Origin of the sequence: Allosphingosinicella sp., assembly GCF_036387615.1 — a bacterium.
In the GTDB taxonomy this organism is placed as follows: Bacteria; Pseudomonadota; Alphaproteobacteria; order Sphingomonadales; family Sphingomonadaceae; genus Allosphingosinicella.
Genome location: NZ_DASVTH010000005.1, coordinates 12,491 through 32,770, shown reverse-complemented (window position 1 = coordinate 32,770; position 20,280 = coordinate 12,491). Strand labels below are relative to the sequence as shown.

General features: G+C 66.1%; 19 protein-coding genes and 1 riboswitch. Of the genes, 9 read left to right on the top strand and 10 right to left on the bottom strand.

Translation table 11 applies throughout. The features are described 5' to 3' along the window. Nucleotides 1-24 precede the first annotated feature (24 nt). The 4 genes from VF631_RS00685 to ppdK are packed head-to-tail and all read left to right on the top strand — an operon-like array spanning nucleotide 25 to nucleotide 6,774. Nucleotides 25-894 (top strand): glycine--tRNA ligase subunit alpha, encoded by an 870-nt coding sequence (locus VF631_RS00685; RefSeq protein ID WP_431848336.1) that lies wholly within the window; start codon nucleotides 25-27, stop codon nucleotides 892-894. Then, complete coding sequence (locus VF631_RS00680; RefSeq protein WP_431848335.1) at nucleotides 891-1,433, top strand: endonuclease domain-containing protein; 543 nt, start codon at nucleotides 891-893, stop codon at nucleotides 1,431-1,433. The genes VF631_RS00685 and VF631_RS00680 overlap by 4 nt, the downstream gene beginning before the upstream one ends. After that, nucleotides 1,426-4,044: a glycine--tRNA ligase subunit beta gene (gene glyS, locus VF631_RS00675; RefSeq protein WP_431848334.1), complete on the top strand. Its 2,619-nt coding sequence runs from the start codon at nucleotides 1,426-1,428 to the stop codon at nucleotides 4,042-4,044. The genes VF631_RS00680 and glyS overlap by 8 nt, the downstream gene beginning before the upstream one ends. Before the next feature lie 39 nt (nucleotides 4,045-4,083). Then, complete coding sequence (gene ppdK, locus VF631_RS00670) at nucleotides 4,084-6,774, top strand: pyruvate, phosphate dikinase (protein ID WP_431848333.1); 2,691 nt, start codon at nucleotides 4,084-4,086, stop codon at nucleotides 6,772-6,774. Here the strand turns inward: ppdK and VF631_RS00665 are convergent. The 8 genes from VF631_RS00665 to VF631_RS00630 form a co-directional block, all read right to left on the bottom strand. Continuing rightward, nucleotides 6,704-7,000: a hypothetical protein gene (locus VF631_RS00665; protein ID WP_431848332.1), complete on the bottom strand. Its 297-nt coding sequence runs from the start codon at nucleotides 6,998-7,000 to the stop codon at nucleotides 6,704-6,706. The two genes, ppdK and VF631_RS00665, sit on opposite strands and share 71 nt — an antisense overlap. A gap of 79 nt (nucleotides 7,001-7,079) precedes the next feature. Further along, the gene (locus tag VF631_RS00660) at nucleotides 7,080-8,072 is read right to left on the bottom strand and encodes a type II secretion system F family protein (RefSeq protein WP_431848331.1); all 993 of its coding nucleotides are present in this window, start codon (nucleotides 8,070-8,072) and stop codon (nucleotides 7,080-7,082) included. Between the two features lie 16 nt (nucleotides 8,073-8,088). Then, on the bottom strand, nucleotides 8,089-9,063 hold the full coding sequence (locus VF631_RS00655) for a type II secretion system F family protein (RefSeq protein WP_431848330.1): 975 nt from the start codon (nucleotides 9,061-9,063) through the stop codon (nucleotides 8,089-8,091). A gap of 39 nt (nucleotides 9,064-9,102) precedes the next feature. Next, nucleotides 9,103-10,395, bottom strand: a complete 1,293-nt coding sequence (locus VF631_RS00650) for a pilus assembly protein CpaE (protein ID WP_431848329.1) — start codon at nucleotides 10,393-10,395, stop codon at nucleotides 9,103-9,105. 16 nt (nucleotides 10,396-10,411) lie between these two features. After that, nucleotides 10,412-11,029, bottom strand: a complete 618-nt coding sequence (locus tag VF631_RS00645; RefSeq protein WP_431848328.1) for a CpaD family pilus assembly protein — start codon at nucleotides 11,027-11,029, stop codon at nucleotides 10,412-10,414. Between the two features lie 29 nt (nucleotides 11,030-11,058). After that, entirely contained in the window at nucleotides 11,059-12,651 is a 1,593-nt protein-coding gene (locus tag VF631_RS00640; RefSeq protein ID WP_431848327.1) for a type II and III secretion system protein family protein, read from the bottom strand. A gap of 1 nt (nucleotide 12,652) precedes the next feature. After that, nucleotides 12,653-13,720, bottom strand: a complete 1,068-nt coding sequence (cpaB, locus tag VF631_RS00635) for a Flp pilus assembly protein CpaB (RefSeq protein WP_431848326.1) — start codon at nucleotides 13,718-13,720, stop codon at nucleotides 12,653-12,655. 48 nt (nucleotides 13,721-13,768) lie between these two features. Continuing rightward, nucleotides 13,769-14,239, bottom strand: a complete 471-nt coding sequence (locus VF631_RS00630; protein ID WP_431848325.1) for an A24 family peptidase — start codon at nucleotides 14,237-14,239, stop codon at nucleotides 13,769-13,771. 48 nt (nucleotides 14,240-14,287) lie between these two features. Here VF631_RS00630 and VF631_RS00625 point away from each other — a divergent pair, with 48 nt between their 5' ends. Both VF631_RS00625 and VF631_RS00620 read left to right on the top strand, forming a co-directional pair. Continuing rightward, on the top strand, nucleotides 14,288-15,223 hold the full coding sequence (locus VF631_RS00625; RefSeq protein WP_431848324.1) for an alpha/beta hydrolase: 936 nt from the start codon (nucleotides 14,288-14,290) through the stop codon (nucleotides 15,221-15,223). After that, nucleotides 15,220-16,314 (top strand): NAD(P)/FAD-dependent oxidoreductase, encoded by a 1,095-nt coding sequence (locus VF631_RS00620; protein ID WP_431848323.1) that lies wholly within the window; start codon nucleotides 15,220-15,222, stop codon nucleotides 16,312-16,314. Before VF631_RS00625 ends, VF631_RS00620 begins: the two co-directional genes overlap by 4 nt. On the opposite strand, the gene rnhA is transcribed toward VF631_RS00620, so the two are convergent. Both rnhA and ispH read right to left on the bottom strand, forming a co-directional pair. Then, nucleotides 16,287-16,736: a ribonuclease HI gene (gene rnhA, locus VF631_RS00615; protein WP_431848322.1), complete on the bottom strand. Its 450-nt coding sequence runs from the start codon at nucleotides 16,734-16,736 to the stop codon at nucleotides 16,287-16,289. The genes VF631_RS00620 and rnhA overlap by 28 nt on opposite strands. A 12-nt stretch (nucleotides 16,737-16,748) precedes the next feature. Then, nucleotides 16,749-17,699, bottom strand: coding sequence for a 4-hydroxy-3-methylbut-2-enyl diphosphate reductase (gene ispH / locus VF631_RS00610; protein WP_431848321.1), 951 nt, complete (start codon nucleotides 17,697-17,699; stop codon nucleotides 16,749-16,751). Between the two features lie 141 nt (nucleotides 17,700-17,840). Here ispH and VF631_RS00605 point away from each other — a divergent pair, with 141 nt between their 5' ends. The 3 genes from VF631_RS00605 (at nucleotide 17,841) to gcvH (ending at nucleotide 20,272) form a co-directional block, all read left to right on the top strand. Beyond that, nucleotides 17,841-18,479 carry a hypothetical protein gene (locus tag VF631_RS00605; RefSeq protein ID WP_431848320.1) on the top strand — a complete coding sequence of 213 codons (639 nt, stop codon included), beginning with the start codon at nucleotides 17,841-17,843 and terminating at the stop codon, nucleotides 18,477-18,479. Between the two features lie 55 nt (nucleotides 18,480-18,534). Beyond that, a riboswitch (glycine riboswitch) is annotated at nucleotides 18,535-18,635 on the top strand. A gap of 156 nt (nucleotides 18,636-18,791) precedes the next feature. Next, nucleotides 18,792-19,904, top strand: a complete 1,113-nt coding sequence (gene gcvT, locus VF631_RS00600) for a glycine cleavage system aminomethyltransferase GcvT (RefSeq protein ID WP_431848319.1) — start codon at nucleotides 18,792-18,794, stop codon at nucleotides 19,902-19,904. Continuing rightward, complete coding sequence (gene gcvH / locus VF631_RS00595) at nucleotides 19,901-20,272, top strand: glycine cleavage system protein GcvH (protein WP_431848318.1); 372 nt, start codon at nucleotides 19,901-19,903, stop codon at nucleotides 20,270-20,272. Before gcvT ends, gcvH begins: the two co-directional genes overlap by 4 nt. Nucleotides 20,273-20,280 lie beyond the last annotated feature (8 nt).

Sequence of the window (20,280 nt, the reverse complement as noted above, 5' to 3'; positions counted from 1 at the left end):
CTCCAGCACTCCCGAAGGCTCCACTTGGGCTCCGCACCCTTAAGTTTCCAGAAACTCATCCTCACGCTCCACGATTATTGGAGCGATCAGGGCTGCGTCATCCTCCAGCCCTATGACATGGAGATGGGGGCGGGGACCTTCCACACCGCCACTACCCTGCGCGCGCTCGGCCCCGATCCGTGGAACGCCGCCTTCGTCCAGCCCTGCCGCCGCCCGACCGACGGCCGCTATGGCGAGAACCCCAACCGGCTCGGCCATTATTACCAGTACCAGGTGATCCTGAAGCCGAGCCCGCCCGATCTTCAGCAGCTCTATCTCGGCAGCCTCGCCGCGATCGGCATCGACTTCACCACCCACGACATCCGCTTCGTCGAGGACGATTGGGAATCGCCGACGCTCGGCGCCTGGGGCCTCGGCTGGGAAGTCTGGTGCGACGGCATGGAGGTGACGCAGTTCACCTACTTCCAGCAGATGGGCGGCTTCGACTGCAAGCCGGTCGCGGGCGAGCTCACCTACGGGCTCGAGCGCCTCGCCATGTACGTCCAGAACAAGGACAGCGTGTACGATCTCGACTTCAACGATCGCGGCGTAACGTATGGCGACGTTTTCCTCGAAAACGAGCGCCAGATGTCCGCCTGGCATTTCGAGATCGCCGACACCGACACCCTGTTCGATGGCTTCCGCAAGGCCGCCGCCGAGTGCGAGAACGCGCTGAGCGCGGCCCTGCCGATCCCGGCATACGAACAGGCGATCAAGGCCAGCCACATCTTCAACACCCTGCAAGCCCGCGGCGTCATCTCAGTCGCCGAACGCCAGGCCTACATAGGCCGCGTCCGCGACCTCGCCAAAGGCGCCTGCCACGCCTGGATGGACAAGCACGGGTGGCAGCCATGATCCTCCCCGGGACGGGGAGGGGGACCGCTCGCGAAGCGAGTGGTGGAGGGGGCTCGGCGCCCACGCTCCGCCGTCCCGAGATTTACGAAGCCCGTCACGCGCGACGCCAGATGAGCCTGCCGGAAGTGCTGCTGTGGCAACGTCTGAAGGGGGCGCCGCAGGGCCTCTCGTTCCGCAAGCAACATCCGATCGGCAGCTACCGCGCCGACTTCTACTACGCATCGGCCAAGCTGGTCATCGAGATCGACGGGATTTCCCATGATATGGGCGACCGGCCCGCGCGGGATGAGGTGCGGACGCAAGCTTTGGAAGCGAAGGGCTTTCGCGTTCTCCGCATCCTCGCCACCGACGTCCTTCGAGACCCCGACGGAGTCGCCGAGTCCATAGTCGCTTTCGCCCGATCCTCCCCGGGAGGGGGAGGGGGACCGGCGAAGCCGGTGGAGGGGGTTCACAGCCCCGCAGAGCGCATGGAGAGCCCCCTCCACCATCCTGCGGATGGTCCCCCTCCCCGCGAGCGGGGAGGATCTTGCGATGCCTGATTTCCTTCTCGAACTGCGCTCGGAGGAAATCCCCGCGCGCATGCAGGCCAAGGCGGAGGCGGACCTCGCTCGCCTGTTCGCCGAGCAGCTCGGCGCGGCCGGTCTCTACAGCCAGGGAATCCAGACCTACGCCACGCCGCGCCGGCTCGCCCTCATCGCGCGCGGCCTCCTCGAACAGACTCCAGCCGTGCGCGAGGAAACCAAGGGCCCGCGCAGTTCCGCCCCGCCGCAGGCGCTCGAAGGTTTCCTCCGCAAGACGGGGCTCACTCGCGACCAGCTCGAGGAACGCGACGGCATCTATTTCGCGGTCGTCGAGAAACCCGGCCGCGCCACCGCCGACGTGCTCGCCGCGGCAATCCCGGCGATTATCCGCGGCTTTCCCTGGCCCAAGTCGATGCGCTGGGGGGACGCCTCCGTCGAGACCACCTCGCTCCGCTGGGTCCGCCCGCTGCAAGGCATCGTCGCTCTGCTCGGCGAGGACATCGTGCCCGTGGAGATCGCCGGCGTGACCTCCGGCGCGGCCACGGTCGGCCACCGCTTCCACCATCCCGGCATCATCACCATCGGCAGCGCAAACGATTACGTCGAGAAGCTCCAGGCCTGCCACGTCATCGTCGATCCCGCCGAGCGCCGCCGCATCATCGCCGAAGGCGCCGCGGCCGCCGCATCCGCGGCCGGCCTGACCCTCGTCGTGGATGAAGGCCTGCTCGACGAGAATGCCGGCCTCACCGAATGGCCGGTGCCATTGCTGGGGAGCTTCGACCCCGCCTTCCTCCAGGTGCCGCCCGAGGTGATCCAGCTCACCATGCGCACCAACCAGAAATATTTCGCGGTCACCGGCGCGGGCGAGGCGCTCGCCCCCAACTTCATCTGCACCGCCAACATCGAAGCCGCCGACGGCGGCGAGGCGATCGTGCGCGGCAACCAGAAGGTCCTCGCCGCGCGGCTTTCCGACGCCAAGTTCTTCTGGGAACAGGACCTCAAGGTCCCGCTCGAGAGCCAGGCGGAGAAGCTCGGCCAGATCGTCTTCCACGAAAAGCTCGGCCCCGTCGCCGACAAGGTCGAGCGCGTCGCCAAGCTGGCCCGCTGGCTGGTTGAGGAGGGGATCGTAAGATCCTCCCCGGGACGGGGAGGGGGACCGGCGCAGCCGGTGGAGGGGGGCCCGAGCCCCGCAGAGCGCACGGAGAACCCCCTCCACCATCAGCCTTCGGCCGATGGTCTCCCTCCCCGTCCCGGGGAGGATCACGATCTCGCCGCCCTCGCCGAACGCGCCGCGCGGTTAGCCAAGGCCGATCTCGTCACCTCGATGGTCGGCGAGTTTCCCGAGCTCCAGGGCATCATCGGCGGCCACCTCGCCCGCGCCCAGGGCGAAAACCCGGCGATCGCCGACGCGATCCGCGACCATTACAAGCCGGTCGGCCAGGGCGACGAGGTGCCGACCGCAGCGGTGACGCTCGCGGTTGGCCTGGCGGATAAGTTGGATACGCTCGTTAGCTTCTTTGCTATTGGACAAAAGCCGAGCGGCAGTAGGGATCCGTTCGCCCTTCGCCGCGCAGCCCTTGGCATCATTCGAGTCTGTTTGCAGAACGAACTCAGGATATCGCTTGCTGATGCGATCAGAGAAGCTCGCTGGCGACTAGTGGAAAGCTTGGGTAAAGCTAAGATGCTCGTCCACTTCCCAGATGACGCGAAGTGGACAGAAACCTACCCAGCGCTACCTCCCGAGATGCTTTATCGAGCTGGCGGCGACATAGCTGTTCTCGACTGGAATGACGATTTCGAAACCAGCCTGATCGTGGATGGAACAGCTTGCTCCGCGTTCAGCCGAGACTTTCTATCCGAAACACAGCCTCAGCATCTTACGTTAGCCAGCTTGGCAGACGTGGTAGGCAGTTGTGTCCTCTATTTTACGGATAGGATTGAAGAGGCTGAACGGAAATCAGGCGTCCGAGCTGATCTGATTAGGGCAGTGGTTCCCAAAGAATACCTGGTAGTTGATCTCATGTCGGCGCTTCTTGCTGATAAAGAACCTAGGGCGCGAGGTCCCGGAGTGGAGAGATTCCGGCGACGGAATTGGCGCTCCCCAGACGACCCGGTCGAGATACTCGCCCGCGTCCGCGCGCTCCAGGCCGTCGTTGAGACGCGGGAAGGCGCCGATCTCCTCGCCGGCTACAAGCGCGCGGCGAACATCCTCAAGAAGGAGGGCTATTCCCCCTCTCCCCAGCGGGGAGAGGGTCGGGGTGAGGGCGAGCGAGCGTTCAGCGAGCGTCCCGTCTCCGAGCAGATGCCTCCGACTCAGAACCCCCTCACCCAACCCTCTCCCCCCATGGGAGAGGGCTTTTCGCTGTCCTACACGCCCGAACCCGAGGAAGCTCAGCTCATCGCCGCGCTCGATTCGGCCGAGCCGCGGGCCCGTGCCGCGGTCGAGGCGGAGGATTTCGAGGGGGCGATGGCCGCGCTCGCCTCGCTCCGCGGGCCCGTGGACGCGTTCTTCGACAAGGTGACCGTCAATGATCCCGATCCCGCCAAGCGCAGCGCCCGGCTCGACCTCCTCGCCCGCATGCGCGACGCGGTCCATGCGGTGGCCGATTTCTCGCGCATCGAAGGCTGATCTTTTCCGGCCCTGAGGAAGCTGAACTTTAGGAACCTTATGAACTTTTCGCCCGACCCTCTCGCCGCCAACCGCTATGTCTACTGCTTCGGCGGCGGCGTTTCCGATGGCGGGAACGGCGACAAGACCCTGCTGGGCGGCAAGGGCGCGAACCTCGCCGAGATGTCGTCGATCGGGCTGCCCGTGCCGCCGGGCTTCACCATCTCGACCGCCATGTGCGCCCGCTACTACCAGGAAGGCGAAAGCTTCCCGGACAGCCTGCGCGCCGAAGTCGCGGAAGGCATCGCGCATATCGAGGGGATCACAGGCAAATGCTTCGGGGACGCCGCCGATCCTTTGCTCGTCTCCGTCCGCTCCGGCGCGCGCGTGTCGATGCCCGGCATGATGGATACGGTGCTGAACCTCGGCCTAAACGATCAAACCGTGCGCGGTCTGGCCGCTGTCAGCGGCGATCCGCGCTTCGCCTGGGACAGCTATCGGCGCTTCATCCAGATGTATTCGGACGTCGTGCTCGGCCTGGATCATGGCGCGTTCGAGGAAGCGCTGGAGATCGCCAAGGAGGACAGGGGCGTCCATCTCGACACCGACCTCGACGCCCGGGACCTCGAAGGCCTGGTCCGCCGCTACAACGAGCTGGTCGAGGAATTATGGGGCAAGCCCTTTCCGCAGGACGTGCACGAGCAATTGTGGGGCGCGGTCGGCGCGGTGTTCGGCTCCTGGCAGTCGGACCGGGCCAAGACCTACCGCCGTCTCAACAACATCCCTGGGGATTGGGGCACGGCCGTCAACGTCCAGGCGATGGTATTCGGCAATATGGGCGAGACCAGCGCCACCGGGGTCGCTTTCACCCGCGACCCCGCGACCGGAGAACGCGCCTATTACGGCGAATATCTGATCAACGCGCAGGGTGAGGATGTCGTCGCCGGTATCCGCACGCCCCAATATCTGACGCTCGCCGCACGGGAGCGGGCAGGGGCGAAGGCGGCGTCGATGGAAGAATCGATGCCCGAGGTCTACGCCGAACTCGCCCGCGTCTTCGACCTGCTCGAAACCCACTATCGCGACATGCAGGACATCGAGTTCACGGTCGAGCGCGGCCGCCTGTTCATGCTCCAGACCCGGTCCGGCAAGCGCACGTCCAAGGCGGCGCTCAAGATCGCGGTCGACATGGCAGGCGAGGGCCTGATCAGCCAGGAGGACGCCGTGCTCCGGATCGACCCGTCGGGGCTGGACCAGTTGCTCCACCCGACCCTCGATCCGTCCGCCCCGCGCCAGGTGATCGCCAAGGGTTTGCCGGCCTCGCCCGGAGCGGCGTGCGGCGTCGCCGTGTTCGATGCCGAGACCGCGGAGCGGTATGCCGCGCTCGGAGAGAAGGTCATCCTGGTCCGCACCGAGACTTCACCCGAGGATATCGGTGGGATGCACGCGGCGCGCGGGATCCTGACCGCGCGCGGCGGGATGACGAGCCATGCCGCCGTGGTGGCGCGCGGCATGGGACGGCCGTGCGTCTCGGGGGCAGGCGCGGTGCAGATCGACCTCAAGGCGCGATGCCTGCGGGTCGGCGGCGTCGAGGTGAAGGAGGACGACGTCATCACCATCGACGGTTCCACCGGCGAAGTGATGCTCGGCTCGGTGCCCACGATCCAGCCCGAGCTGGTCGGAGACTTCGGGACTTTGATGGTCTGGGCCGACAAGGTCCGGCGCCTGCGCGTCCGCACCAACGCCGAGACCCCCAACGACTGTCGCACCGCGCGCGAGTTCGGGGCGGAAGGCATCGGCCTGTGCCGTACCGAGCACATGTTCTTCGATGCCGCGCGGATCACCGCCGTTCGCCAGATGATCCTGGCCGACAGCGAGAAAGGCCGCCGCGCCGCGCTCGCCAAACTGCTGCCCGAGCAGCGCGGCGATTTCGAGCAGATTTTCCGGATCATGGCGGGCCTGCCCGTCACCATCCGCCTGCTCGATCCGCCGCTCCACGAATTTCTGCCGCAGAGCGAGGAGGATTTCGCCGAGGTGGCGCGCGCCGCCGGGTCCACGGTCGACATCCTTCGGCGCCGCGCGTCCGATCTGCACGAATTCAATCCGATGCTCGGCCATCGCGGTTGCCGGCTCGGGATCACCTATCCCGAAATCTACGAGATGCAGGCCCAGGCGATCTTCGAAGCGGCGGTTGCGGTGGCTGCGGAAAGCGGGGCCGCGCCGATCCCCGAAGTGATGGTCCCGCTGGTCGGCACCCGCGCCGAGCTCGCCATCATCAAGCAGCTGATCGACCGCACCGCGAAGGCTGTGTTCGACAGGGCAGGGGCACGTGTCGACTACCATGTCGGCACCATGATCGAATTGCCCCGCGCGGCCCTGATGGCGGGCAGCATCGCCCAGGACGCGGAGTTCTTCAGCTTCGGCACCAACGACCTGACCCAGACAACGCTTGGCGTCAGCCGCGACGATGCCGGCCACTTCCTGTCCGCCTATGTGGAGAAGGGCATCTACGCCCGCGATCCGTTCGTCAGCCTCGACGTGGAAGGGGTCGGCGAACTGATCCGCCTGGCCGTGGAACGGGGCAGGGGCACGCGGCCGGACATCAAGCTCGGCATCTGCGGCGAACATGGCGGAGATCCCGCCTCGATCGCCTTTTGCGAGGCGACCGGCCTCGATTACGTCAGTGCTTCGCCCTACCGAATCCCCATCGCGAGGCTCGCGGCTGCACAGGCTGCGCTTCGCTCGCGCTGAGGTGATCGTGGTGGACGGAAGTTCCGGCCGGGCGGTCCACCGGTAATGCGCTGGCATGCTGCTTCTCGAGGCGGCGATGCTCGACCTCCAGCGCCTCGCGACGACGCACTTCCTCGCGGTAGCGGCGCTTCCACTTGCCGCCGGCGAGCAGGTACATGCCGAGCACCAGGCCCAAGGCGAAGACCAGGGCGAGGATGATATACTGATCGGGCGCGAACGGGGTCACGGGGCGCACTCCTGCCAAGGATGTTACGCCGGGAGAATGAGCGAGACGGGCGGCCGGTTCCGCCGCCCGTCTCGTCGGGTCAGCTCATCAGGTTGTCCTGGATCGAGCAGGCCGCGGGCCCGAGGATCACGATGAACAGCACCGGCAGGATGAACAGGATCAGCGGCACCGTCATGATCGCCGGCAGCCGCGCGGCCTTTTCCTCGGCCCGCATCATCCGCTCGTTGCGGAACTCGGCGGAAAGGACGCGCAACGCGCTGGCCAGCGGGGTGCCGTATTTCTCGGTCTGGATCATGGTCGTGACGACGCCGCGGATCGCTTCCAGGTCGATGCGCATGGCGAGGTTCTCGAACGCCGAGCGCCGGTCCGTGAGGAAGCCCAGCTCAATCGAGGTCAGCGCGAATTCGTCGCCGAGCTCCGGATAGGCCTTGCCGAGTTCCTTCGAAACGCGGCTGAACGCGGCGTCGACGGTAAGGCCGGCCTCGGCGCAGATCACCAGCAGGTCGAGCGCGTCGGGCAGCCCCTTGCGGATCGCATTGGTGCGCTTCTGGACCTTGTTCTTGAGGAAGACGTCCGGCGCCTTGTACGATCCGATCAGCGATCCCGCGACAATGCCGTAGCGCTTCAGCGACGAATAATCGGAGAACCAATCGAGCAGGTAAACGCCGACGATCATCGTCGTACCGATCACCAGCGGCAGAATGAAGCGCGCGAAGATGACGACGAAGGCCAGGTCCTTGGACCGAAAGCCCGCCTGCATCAGCTTGATTTGCGCCTTTTCGACCTGCTCGTCCTGCAGCATCTTGAGCGAGCTCAGGATGTTGCGGAAGCGATCGGCCGCTTCGCTGGTGTTGGTGATGCGCTTGCGGCGCTTGGACGTCGAGACGACGATGCCGGCCTTGAGCTGCTCGCGCCGCTCGTTGAGCGCCTTGACGCGCTTGGCCATCGGGTCGCGCACCGTGGTGGCCGCGTAAATGGCGAGCAGCACGGCGAACGTCGCCATACCGGCCAGGGCGGTGGCCACCATGAGGACGTCGATGCCGAGGATCTTGGGTCCGCTTACCGGGGTCATATTCTGTGCGCTCCGCTCAGATCTCGAAGTTGATCATCTTGGCCATGATGGCGGCGCCGATGCTCATCCAGACCATGCCGCCAATACCGGCGATGATGAGGCGCTGATCGGTAAAGAAGTCGCCCATGTATCCAGGGTTGATCGAGTAAACGAGGCCGAACACGATGAAGGGCAGGGATCCGATGATGTATGCGGACGCCTTGGATTCGGACGACATGGCCTTGATCTTGAGCTTCATCTGTGCGCGCTTGCGAAGCACGTCGGCCAGGTTGGAGAGGGTTTCGGCCAGGTTGCCGCCGGTCTCGCGCTGGATCGCCAGCGAGATCACGAAGAACTGGAATTCGGGCGTGCCGAGCCGATCGGCGGTCTCCTGAAGCGAGACTTCCATCGTCCGGCCGATCTTCATCTTGTCGGAAACGGCGCCGAACTCCTCCGAGATGGGACCCTGAATTTCCGTTCCGACGATCCCGATAGTCTCGGAAATCGGCAGGCCCGAGCGCAGCCCGCGGACCATCAGCTCGATCGCGTCCGGAAAGCGGACGTTGAACTTCTTCACCCGCCGCTTGATCAGGAAGCCGATCACCAGGTGCGGAAGGCCGATTCCGGCGAACAGGCCGACGAACAGCCCGAGCAGGAGCGGCATGCCCTGTACCATCAAGAGCATTGCAACGGTGATCCCCAGAACCAGGGAGGCGGTCAGATACTGGGCCAGGCTCCAGTTCCTTCCCGTTCGCTCGATCCGCAGACGGAGGAGAGCCGGGTTGGGAATGAAGCGCTGGGCGAAGCCGTCCATCTTGGTGGCGCGGCTGGCCAGAATGCGCTTCATCTGCGCCTGAGCGGCGACCTCGCTCGACTTGCTGTGCCGCTCGCGCAGTGATTCGAGCCGGCGGGCGCCGGCGCGAGCGGGCGAGGGGCCGGCAACCGCGCTGTACATCACGTACAGCGTGCCGAGCATCCCAGCTAAAACGAGCACCATCGGCAAAGTCGGCATGATCTACCCTTCGTCGCGCCCCAAGCGGGGCATTCCCGCTCAGGCCTTTGCGGTTGCAGGCTTCTTGGCGAGCATGGACTTCAAATCGAACTTGCCCAGCTTGCCCATCAAGGAGGCGTTGGCTCGGCCCGAGACCGCCTTGTCCTCCGCTCCGTCCACGGTCGAGATCGTCATCTCCACGATCTGGCCGAGCGGCTGCGTGATCTTGGCGCCTGCCACTTTGGCGAGCGGCTGGCCGAGCTTGGCGGCCTGCGCGGCGGCCTTGAGGTCGAGCGGGATCACCACGTCCACCTTGCGCTCGATCGACTTCTCAAACTCGGTGCGGCTGATTTCCTGCGCCGCTCCCGCAGCCGCCTTGTTGGCGACCACGATCACCCGCGATTGCGGCGCGTTCGCCTTGAGCCAAGAAAGGATCCGGATCGCGTCGCGCGTGGCGGCCAGCGTGAACTCGACCACGACCACGCAGACATGCGTGTCATGAACCAGGTGCGGGTGTTGGACCAGCATCTGCCGCGGCAGATCGAGCACCGTCGTCTCGAACGCCGCCCGCATCTCCTCCTGGAGCTGGTGGAAGGCGGAACCGTCCGTCAACAAAGGCTGGTTGATCGGCGCTTCGGCCGACAACACGCTGAGCTTGTCGTTGGCGCGGACCATGGCGCGTTCGATGAACAGGCCGTCGATGCGGCTCGGATTTTCGATCGCGTCGGTGAGACCGCGGCCCGGCTCGAGATCGAGCGCAAGCGCGGCCGTCCCGAAATGGATATCGAGATCGAGCAGGGAGGTCGACCGGTTCGCCTTGTCGCCCATCAGCCAGGCGAGCGAGGCTGCGATGGTGGAGCCGCCAACGCCGCCGCGGACGCCGATCACGGCAGCCATGACATGCGGGCGCTCGACCGACGCGTCGTTCACGCGCGGGCCGGAAATGGTCGTCTGCGCCTGGGCGAAAGCGTCACGGACCTGATCGGCCGAGAACGGCTTCAACAGGTAATCCTGAATGCCCGAGGCGACGAGGTCGCGGTAGAGCCGCACGTCGTTGACCTGACCGGCGGCGATCACCACGGTCCCGGGCTCGCAGACCTCGGCCAGCGCGTTGATGTCGTTGAGCGGATCGCCGGATTCCGACAGATCCACGAACAGGATGTTCGGGCTTGCCGAGACCGACAGGGACTGGACCGCGTTGCGCAAGCCTCCCTTGTTGACCTTCTCCGGGGCCCAGCCATGCTCGACGGCGATCGGGCGAAGGATTTCGGCAGTCGCCTCGTCGCAGACATAGGCGCTGAAGGAGTCGCGCAGCGAGGCTCCCCCGCGTGCCGCATTGAATGGAGCGTTCATGTTTTTCTGCCCTCGCTTACTTGGCGCCGGTAGGTTGGCGGTCCCGATATCCGCGGACGGGTTTGGTACCGGTCACGAAATCGCGGTCGCCACGGCTGGTCTGTCCGCGAACCAGATCGTTGGGATCAGCGATCATGCCCGCCAGGTTGCTGTTGGTGGCGCAGCCGAAATTGGTGGACGTCTGTTCGGGCGCGCCGACCAGCGGATCCTCCCAGATCGGGCAGCCGGGAACCGAAGCGGAAGCGCGCGTGACGATCACGCGAACTGCGCCCGGCGCGACAGGACCGGCGGTGACCGGCGCGCCATCGCTGAGAAGCAGCCCGAAATTGCCAACAACGCTGGCGACATCGTCGCGAGCGGCGCCGTAATAGCCGGCGTCCTGGACATAGACCCTGTCGCCGTAGCGAAGGTCCAGTCCTTCGAACCAATCGGCGAGGCGGCCCTGCTCCGAAGCGGGGAGTCCGGCGCCGGCGGAGGACAGGTCGAACACATAGTTCGTCGTCTGCACGACCGGCTGGTTGACCGAGTAGATGGACGGGTTGCTGACCGGCGTCAGGCGATTGGTCTCTGGGCCGCATGCTGCGGTGCCGAGAGCCAAGGCCGTCAGCGCGGCGGAGAAGGGAAGGCGGTTCATGGACAAGTCCTTTTCAGTCTCGCTGACGATCAGAAGGTGAAGCCTGGCGTCGCAGATGACACGGGTGGGGTTGCCGCGCGCGCAGCCTGCTGCCGCGCCGGTGCAGGGCGTGCCGGCAAGGCAGCGGCACTGCCGACGGCGCCAACGCCAGGAGCGACGGTCTGCGCCGGAAGCTTCACGGGCTCCGGACGCCGCTCGCCAGTGCGGCTGTCTTTGCGTTTATCGAGGACGATCCCTTCGAAGTCGCCGGCCTGACGGAAGCCGTCTGTCGGAAGCGCGATCTCGTTGGCGTTGACCGGCTTCACCAGATACGGCGTCACCACGATGACCAGCTCGGTCTCGTCCTTGCGGAATGCTTTCGACCGGAACAGCGAGCCGAGGATCGGCAGATCACCCAGGAACGGGGCTTTCTCAACGCCGTTCGCGTTGTTGTTGCGGATGAGGCCGCTCAGCATCATGCTTTGGCCAGATCCGAGCTCCACGGTGGTCTCCGTCCGACGCGTGGAGATGCCCGGAATGTTGAAGCCGTTGAGCGTTATGCCGTTGGCTGGCGACAGTTCGGACACTTCGGGGCGGACCCGCATCGAGATGCGGCCACCTTCGAGGACAACTGGCGTGAACGCGAGTTGGACGCCGAACTGCTTGAACTCGATCGACGTGCCGTTGATGCCGTTCGCGATCGGGATCGGAAATTCACCGCCGGCCAGGAAACTGGCGGTCTCACCGGACAGGGCCGTCAATGTCGGCTCGGCCAAAGTGGTCGCTAGATTGGAGTTCTCCGCGAGCTGAATGGTCGACAGGATATCGAGGCCGAGCAGGGATCCCGCTAACCCGAACGAGTTACTCCCGCCGTGAGCAAAGTTGAAGCTGGGCCGAGTAAGCGGGTTACCGTCTGGTCTGATTCTAGGTAGGCGGGTGACCGGGTCGAGGATCGGAATGTCCGTGATGGTGCCGGGGTTGCCCCTGCCGACGCCGAACAGAAAACCGCTACCCTCTCCGCCGCTTTCGCGAGCGAGGAGGTTCACGCCGATGTTGCGGACCAGGTTACGGCTAACCTCCGCGATCTTGACCTTGAGCATGACCTGCAGCGGCGTCGCCGTCTTGAGGCGGCTCAGCACCTGCGTGCCTTGGCCGACGAAGCCCTGGACGAGGCGATTGGCTTCTTCCACGTCCGCGGGCTGCGCCACGGTGCCGGTGAGCAGCACCATGCCGTTCATCGGCGTCGCCTGGATGCGCGCTTCCGGCATCGCCAGCTTCAGCATGTCTGAGATTGAGCCGATATTGGTGCCGACCCGGACGGTGGCCGAGTAGATCACCTTGCCGGCCTTGTTGGTGGCGTGCACGGTGGTCTCGCCCGGCGCCTTGCCGAAGATGTAGACCTGGTCGGTCGATCGGACCTGGACATCGGCAATGCCGTCATTGGCGACGAACAGGTCGCTCATCGTGCCGTTCAGCTGGACCAGGCGGCCGGTGCCTACGGAGAGCGCCAGTTCGTTCGAAGGCTTGCCCTGGGCAAAGCCTTCAGCGGCGGCCGGGGCCGGCGCGGCGGCGAGGCCGGCGGCGAGCAGGGCGGCGGCAGCGGTGCCAACGGCCATGCGCAGGGTGAAGTTGCTCTTTTTCATGTTACTTGGCTCCCACCGGGACGATGGTGACAGTGTTGCCGCGGGATACGCGAACGGTCGGGCCGGTTGGACGCGTCACCTGGACGGTGGTCTCAGCCGGGGCGGGGCGCGCGGTGCCGGAAGCGGCGGCGATTGCGCCGATCATGCTGCCCATCGCCTTGATCTCGGTTTCCCGGGCGTCGGGCTTGGGGCCGGCACGGCGCGGCACGCTGCTGCGCTGGAACCGGGAAACGTCCGCGCCCACCGAGAAGGTGCCGCCGTTATCCGACGGCTTGGCCGCGATCTCGAGCAGCATGCGGCGTTCTGCGACGGGATCGTTGGGCACGTTGACCTCACCGCTGGCGACCGCGCGCTCCAGTTCCGCCGTAGTGTCGGCGATCGAGCGCAGGGCGAGGGTCAGGCTGCCGACCATCTGCGCGACCTGGATCTTCTCGGCGATCCGGGGCGTCGCTTCGAGCGTCACGGTGGCCGAACTCTGGACGACAGGCTTGCCGTCCTCGCCAATGGTGTTGGTACGCTGATCGACAGCAAGGACGCGAAGATTGCGAAGAATGGTCTCGGCAGCCCGGAGAGGCTGGCCTTCACCGCCCGCCACTTCCTGGGTCAGGATCACATCGACACGATCACCCGGGAAGACGAAGCCGGCGACGCCGCTGATCGTGGACACCGCGACGGTGACGGCGCGCATGCCCGGGCCAAGCGCCGCGGCAAGGAAGCCGCGCTCGCCGGGCCGGATCATCGAGCCCTGCGTAACCGGCTGGCCGGCCGAAATCTCGTTACGGACGACGGTTCCGAGCAGATCGGCCGCGTTCGCGCCGGGCTGGCCCTTCAGGTAGTAGGCCTTCTCGACCAGCTCCTTCGGCCAGGGCTGGAAGCGGATCGACTCCGCGTCGATGATGGTGCCGACCGGCAGCGAGCGGGTCGCGACTAGCACTTCCGGCCCCAACGGGACCGGCGCGGCGGCCGCTTCCGGAGCGCTCGCCCCGACAAACATGTTCTTGGCCATCACCGCGGTCACTGCCGCGATGATCAGCGCGCCGACCAACAGCACGATCTTTCTAACATCCATGACGCGTATCGCCTCCTGTCGGGCGCAAATTGATCCCGATCACTGTCATCATCCAAATTGGTAAAAGAACCGTTCGCCAATCAGCCACATTCCGGCGAAGGCGATCGCGACGCCGTAGGGCACCTCGATCCGACCCTCTGATTTCGCAGCCCTGTGTCGCACCAGCATCGCCAGGGTCAGCACACCGCCCGCGAGCGACATGATCACGACCAGCTTGACCAGCGAGGCGAGCGGCAGCCACAGCGCGATCGCGGCCAGCAGCTTGACATCGCCGCCGCCCATCATCCCGAGCTGGAAAAGCAATGCGAACAAGAGGAAAACCCCGGCCGCAAGCGCCAACTGAACCCCGATATCCGGCCACAGCGCGTATCCGCTCAAGGCCCAGAAAGGCAGCGCCAGCAGCGCGATGGCGAGGTTCAGCTTGTTCGGAATTCGGCGCGAACGAAGGTCCCCGGTCGCCGCGAGCAGAAGCATCGCGGCGAGCATGGCGACAGGAACGTTTGCGCTGATCCCCCACATGGAAACAGCTACTAGACTTGGTTACTTTCCAAACCGTAACCAGCCCGGATGAAAGTTAAGGCGTTCGATCGGCGCAGCCGGCCGGAGGGGGCGGTCTTCTCGGAATGGCGCGCGGCGGACGGGTGGGCGCTCCGCCGCATGGATTGGCCGCAGCCTGACGGAGCAGTGCCCCGGGGCAGCCTGCTGTTCGCGGGCGGGCGGGGCGATTTCATCGAGAAGTATCTTGAGCCGATCGCTCATTGGCACGAGCGTGGCTGGAACGTGGTGTCCTTCGACTGGCGCGGACAGGGCCATAGCCGCGGGAGCATCGTCGGCGGGAACTTCACGGATTTCGATCCGCTGGTCTCCGACCTGGACGCGATCGTTCGTGAGGTGGTCGAAGCGGGGCCAGGGCCGCACGTTGCGATCGGCCATTCGATGGGTGGGCACCTGTTGCTGAGGGCGCTGGCGGAGCGCCGGCCCCCGCTCGAAGCCGCGGTGCTGGTGGCGCCGATGCTTGCCGTCAACAGCTTCCCCACGCCGGCGATCACCGCGCGCTGGGTTGCAAGCATCTTCGCGGCGGTCGGTGGTCGGGACGTGGCGCTCTGGCCGGAAAGTGCTGGTACAAACTCCCTCTTGCTTCGACAGGCGAACCTCACGTCATGCCAGGAGCGCTATGCCGACGAAATCTGGTGGAAAAACCGTGAACCGGGCTTTCATCTCGGTGCGCCAAGCTGGGGCTGGCTGGACGCGGCATTCCGATCGACGGCCCGGCATGACCAGGAGGTGTTGAAGCGGGTGACCACGCCTGTGCTGCTGGTGGGAACCGAACGCGACCGATTGGTCAGCCCCAAGGCAATTCGCGCCGCCGCGACGGTGCTCCCCACGGCTGAGCTGCGCATGTTCGATGAGGCCGCGCACGAGTTGCTGCGCGAGACGGACGCCGTACGGCTCCAGACGCTCGCCTGGATCGACGACTTTCTCGACCGGCACGCGCCCGCGTGAAGGTGCAGATCGCCATTGTCGGTGCCGGCATGGCTGGGGCAAGCCTTGCCGCGGCCTTGGCCCCGCACGCCTCCGTCCTGCTGCTCGAAGCCGAAGCGCGACCCGGCTATCACGCGACCGGGCGTTCAGCGGCGTTCTGGTCGGAAAGCTATGGCGGCCCCTTCGTTCAGCCGCTGACCACGGCCTCGCGGCCGTTCCTGGCGGAAAGCGGTTTCCTGAAGCCGCGCGGCTGCATTCACCTGGCTGACGAGGAGGGCAGGCAAGTCCTCTCCGCCATGGAGGAGGAGTTTGCCGGCTCGGGCCTGGAGCTGCGCAGGCTCGATCGCGGAGAATTGGAGCAGCGCTTTCCAAGGCTGCGGCCGAGCTGGAAGGCCGGGCTCAGTGAGCCAAGCTGCGCCGATATCGATGTCGCCAGCCTTCATGCCGAGTACCTGAAGAAAGCGCGAACGGCCGGCGCCAGGCTGGTTACCGACGCCGAGCTGATCGAGGCCCGTCGAACGGACGGCGGTTGGCAGCTGTCGGCCAAGCCTGGCCTGTTCACTGCGGATATCCTGGTGAACGCCGCAGGCGCCTGGGCCGATCAGGTCGCGCTCAGGGCGGGAATGACGCCGCTCGGCATTCGTCCCTACCGGCGTACGGTCGCGCAGCTCCGGGTCGATCCGCCGGCCCCGGCCGATATGCCGCTCGTCATAGACGCGCTTGGCCGTTTCTATTTCAAGCCAGAGGCTGGCGGCCGGATTTGGCTCAGCCCGCACGACGAGACGGCTTGCGAGCCCTGCGACACCGCGCCCGAGGAGCTGGACGTGGCGCTTGCCATCGATCGGCTCGGTCAGGTGGTCGACTGGCGAGTTGTCCGGGTGGAGCACAGCTGGGCCGGCCTGCGCAGCTTCGCGCCGGACAGATTACCCGTGTACGGGTTCGCGAGCGGCAGAAGCGACTTCTTCTGGTGCGTTGGCCAGGGCGGGTTCGGCATCCAGACCGCGCCTGCCGCCGCTGCGCTCGCCGCTGCGCTCCTGCTCGGCGTCACGCCGGGGCCGCCCGCGGCGGGGATCGATCCCTCGCTTTACAGCGCCGGCCGCTTTACGAATTGAACCGCCGCCGCGCAAGCGAGCTTGTCGGCGCGCTCATTCTCCGGGTGCCCGGCGTGGCCCTTCACCCAACGCCAGTCGATGCGGTGCGGGCGTGTGGCCTCGATCAGCGCCTGCCAGAGTTCGCCATTCTTGACCGGCTTCTTGTCGGCCGTCTTCCAGCCGTTGCGTTGCCAGCCATGCACCCACTTGGTGATGCCGTCCCGAACATAATTGCTGTCGGTGGTCAGCGTGACGCGGCACGGCCGGGTGAGCGCCTCGAGCGCGCGGATCGCGGCGAGCAGCTCCATGCGATTGTTGGTGGTGAGCGCTTCGCCCCCGGACAGTTCCTTCTCATGCGAGCCCGCGCGGATCACCGCGCCCCAGCCGCCCGGGCCGGGATTGCCCTTGCAAGCGCCGTCCGTCCAAATCTCGACTTCGGTCATTCGGGCGAGAGGTCAGGCAGCGGCCAGAGCACGCGGAAGCTTGAAAACCATCCGCTCCTCGGGTCCTTCCGCCTCTTCCTCGCGTACCTCGAAGTGAGAGCTCAGAAACTCGACGACCTCGCGCACCAGGACTTCGGGCGCAGAGGCGCCTGCCGTGATGCCGAGGGTGCGGACACCGGCGAGCCAGGCGAGGTCGATCTCGCTTGCCCGTCCTACCAGCGCCGCGCGCACTCCCTCGCGCTCGGCGACCTCGACCAGCCGGACCGAGTTGGAGCTGTTTGGAGCGCCGATCACGAGCAGCGCGTCGCAGGCTTTCGCGATCGCCTTGACCGCGGCCTGCCGGTTGGAGGTCGCGTAGCAGATGTCCTCGCCGCGCGGACCCTTGATCAGCGGGAAGCGCCGCTCGAGCACAGCGATGATCTCGGCCGTGTCGTCGACGGAAAGGGTCGTCTGAGTAAGATAGGCGAGGTTGTCCGGGTCGGCGGGCGCGATCCGCTCGGCATCCTCGGCGCTTTCGATGAGGGTCATTCGACCCTCTGGAACCTGCCCGAATGTGCCAACTACCTCCGGGTGCCGGGCGTGTCCGATGAACAGGATATGGCGACCATTCTCCACCAGCCGTTCAGCTTGCCGATGCACCTTGGAGACGAGCGGGCACGTGGCGTCGAGATAGTCGAGCCCTCGTGTCTCAGCCGCGGCCGGAACCGATTTGGGCACACCATGGGCCGAGAAAACAACCGGGACGCCGTCCGGAACTTGGTCGAGCTCCGAGACGAACACTGCGCCTTTGGCCCGCAAGCTATCGACGACGAACTTATTGTGGACGATCTCGTGGCGCACGTAGACGGGCGCGCCGTAACGCTGGAGTGCCAGCTCTACGATATGGATTGCACGATCGACACCCGCGCAAAAGCCGCGCGGGGCTGCAATCAGCAAGGTGAGTGGCGGCTTTGGGGGAAGCATGGGGCCTATCTAAGGCTCGGGGGCAGCGCCGTCCAGCCGAGCGGTGCGGCGCCGTTCCTTGCTTGCGGGGAGGGGAGGCGGTTCCTATGATCCCGCCGCTTCGCCCCGGCCTTCCAGGCCCGGCTCTTTTGGGGATCGTTCGTGTTCAAAGCTCAAGCGGCGCTGGCCGCCTCCTTTCTTCTTTTCCTGTCGGGCTGCGCTGGCGATGGCGACCTGCTGCCGACCGGCATCCGCGCGACCCGCTCGGCTTGCCCCAGCGTGGCCATCCCCGCAGCGACCGGCGATATCACCCTGTTCAACCCTCCAGCCAGCCGGGACGCGCGCGCCCTCGACGTGGTCGCGACAATCACCAACCTGCGCTCCAGCTGCGACGAGAGCGGGACCAATATCGTGACCCAGGCAAGCTTCGATGTTCAGGGACTGCGGCGGGATGCCACCGGGGAGCGCACAGTTGTGCTCGAATATTTCGCCACGGTGGTTCAGGGCGGCACCAATGTCGTCTCCAAGCGACTCGGGCGGGTCGCGCTGCGCTTCCAGAACGGCCAGCTTCGGGCCAGCACGCGCGGCGCGGCAAGCGGGCTGGTGCTGCGCTCGGCCGCCACTTTGCCGGAGGACATCCGGCGCCAGATCACCCGCGAACGCAAGGCGGGAGATGCTGACGCGGCGCTCGATCCGCTCGCGGATCCGACCGTCCGGGCAGCAGTGCAGCGGGCCAGCTTCGAATTTCTGGTCGGCTTCCAGCTCACTCCCGAACAGCTCGCCTACAACGCCACGCGCTAGGTTGACTCAAGGGCCTCGCGTGGTCACAGCCGCCGTGTCGCCGGGTCAAAAGCTTGGGTGACGCGCGGGAGAGCGTGGCGGGTCCTTCGGGGTTCGTCGCCGCCGAAGGAGCAACCGCCCCGGAATCTCTCAGGCACCGAGGACCGCGCGCCACAAGACACTCTGGAAAGCGTCCATCGCCAGCGCGCGGTGTGCCACCGAAGGGGTAAGCCTGGTCGCTCTGGCCAGGTCAAAGCTCTCAGGTTTCAGTGACAGAGGGGGACGGATTGGAAGCGGGTTTCGGCCCGGCCTGCTGTCGCCTCGGAGACTGGAATGAGCGAGCCCGAAAACACCCTCCCGCTGGACCAGTGGCACCGTGGCCGCGGCGCCCGGATGGTGCCGTTCGCCGGCTACCAGATGCCGATCCAATATGATGGCATCATCGCCGAGCATCGCTGGACCCGGGAGTCGGCAGGGCTGTTCGACGTCAGCCATATGGGACAGATCCTGCTGACGGGCACCGGGCTGGACGCGGCGCTGGAAGCCCTGCTGCCGGCCGACCTGTCGATCCTGAAGGACGGGCGGTTGCGTTATTCGCTGCTGCTCAACGAGCATGGCGGGATCATCGACGACCTGATGGTCACGCGCCGTGCCGATCATTTCTACATGGTCGTGAACGGCGCGACCAAGCTCGGCGACATCGCGCATATCCAGGAGCGGCTGCCGGACTCGGTCACTCTGACGCACATGACGGAGCAGGCCCTACTCGCATTGCAAGGTCCTCGCGCAGTCGAGGCGTTGTCGCGTCTGGCGCCGGGTGTGGAGCAGCTCAGCTTCATGACCGGTGGCGGCTTCGCACTGAACGGTGGCGACGCCTGGATCAGCCGTTCCGGCTACACAGGTGAGGACGGTTTCGAGATCTCAGTGCCCGCGGCGCAGGTCGCCGAGGTCGCCGAAGCGCTGGCCTCGCAGCCGGAGGTGAAGCCAATCGGCCTTGGCGCGCGGGATTCGCTTCGGCTCGAAGCGGGGCTGCCGCTTTACGGCCATGACCTGGACGAGCAGACCACGCCGATCGAGGCGGATCTCGGCTTCGCCATCTCCAAGCGCCGCCGCGCCGAAGGCGGCTTCCCGGGCGCGCCCCGTATCCAGATGGAGCTCGAAGGCGGCACGATCACGCGCCGGGTCGGCCTGATGATCGAGGGACGCCAACCGGTTCGCGAAGGCGCGATGGTGGTGGATGCAGAGGGCAACGACGTCGGGCGGGTGACCAGTGGCGGCTTTTCGCCGACCCTGGAGGCACCGATTGCGATGGCCTACGTTCCAATTGCGATGGCTGAGCCCGGAACTGCCGTGACCTTGTCGCAGCGCGCCAGGCTTTTCCAGGCGAAGGTCGCACCGACGCCCTTCGTGCCCCACCGCTATCAACGCAAGGGAGCTGCCCAGTGAGCCTCTACTTCACCAAAGAACATGAATGGATCAGCGTAGAGGGCGACACCGCCACCGTGGGCATCACCGACTTCGCGCAGGCGCAGCTCGGCGATGTCGTGTTTGTGGAAGTGCCGCAGCCGGGCGCCACCCTCCAGAAGGGCAAGGAAGCCGCCGTGGTCGAGTCGGTCAAGGCCGCTTCGGACGTATACGCTCCGGTGAGCGGCGAAGTGACCGAAGGCAATGCCGCGCTCGGAGCCGATCCCTCGCTGGTCAACAGCGCGGCCCAAGGGGAGGGCTGGTTCTTCAAGCTGACCCTGTCCGACACGTCCGAACTTGAAGGCCTGATGGACCGCGAAGCCTATCAGGCCTTCTGCGACAGCCAGTGAGCGGCACG

Coding starts and splice junctions, on each gene's coding strand:
- VF631_RS00680 (WP_431848335.1), top strand. CDS start 891: ATGATCCTCCCCGGGACGGGGAGGGGGACCGCTCGCGAAGCGAGTGGT.
- glyS (WP_431848334.1), top strand. CDS start 1,426: ATGCCTGATTTCCTTCTCGAACTGCGCTCGGAGGAAATCCCCGCGCGC.
- ppdK (WP_431848333.1), top strand. CDS start 4,084: ATGAACTTTTCGCCCGACCCTCTCGCCGCCAACCGCTATGTCTACTGC.
- VF631_RS00660 (WP_431848331.1), bottom strand. CDS start 8,072: ATGACCCCGGTAAGCGGACCCAAGATCCTCGGCATCGACGTCCTCATG.
- VF631_RS00655 (WP_431848330.1), bottom strand. CDS start 9,063: ATGCCGACTTTGCCGATGGTGCTCGTTTTAGCTGGGATGCTCGGCACG.
- VF631_RS00650 (WP_431848329.1), bottom strand. CDS start 10,395: ATGAACGCTCCATTCAATGCGGCACGCGGGGGAGCCTCGCTGCGCGAC.
- VF631_RS00645 (WP_431848328.1), bottom strand. CDS start 11,029: ATGAACCGCCTTCCCTTCTCCGCCGCGCTGACGGCCTTGGCTCTCGGC.
- VF631_RS00640 (WP_431848327.1), bottom strand. CDS start 12,651: ATGAAAAAGAGCAACTTCACCCTGCGCATGGCCGTTGGCACCGCTGCC.
- cpaB (WP_431848326.1), bottom strand. CDS start 13,720: ATGGATGTTAGAAAGATCGTGCTGTTGGTCGGCGCGCTGATCATCGCG.
- VF631_RS00630 (WP_431848325.1), bottom strand. CDS start 14,239: ATGTGGGGGATCAGCGCAAACGTTCCTGTCGCCATGCTCGCCGCGATG.
- VF631_RS00625 (WP_431848324.1), top strand. CDS start 14,288: ATGAAAGTTAAGGCGTTCGATCGGCGCAGCCGGCCGGAGGGGGCGGTC.
- rnhA (WP_431848322.1), bottom strand. CDS start 16,736: ATGACCGAAGTCGAGATTTGGACGGACGGCGCTTGCAAGGGCAATCCC.
- ispH (WP_431848321.1), bottom strand. CDS start 17,699: ATGCTTCCCCCAAAGCCGCCACTCACCTTGCTGATTGCAGCCCCGCGC.
- gcvT (WP_431848319.1), top strand. CDS start 18,792: ATGAGCGAGCCCGAAAACACCCTCCCGCTGGACCAGTGGCACCGTGGC.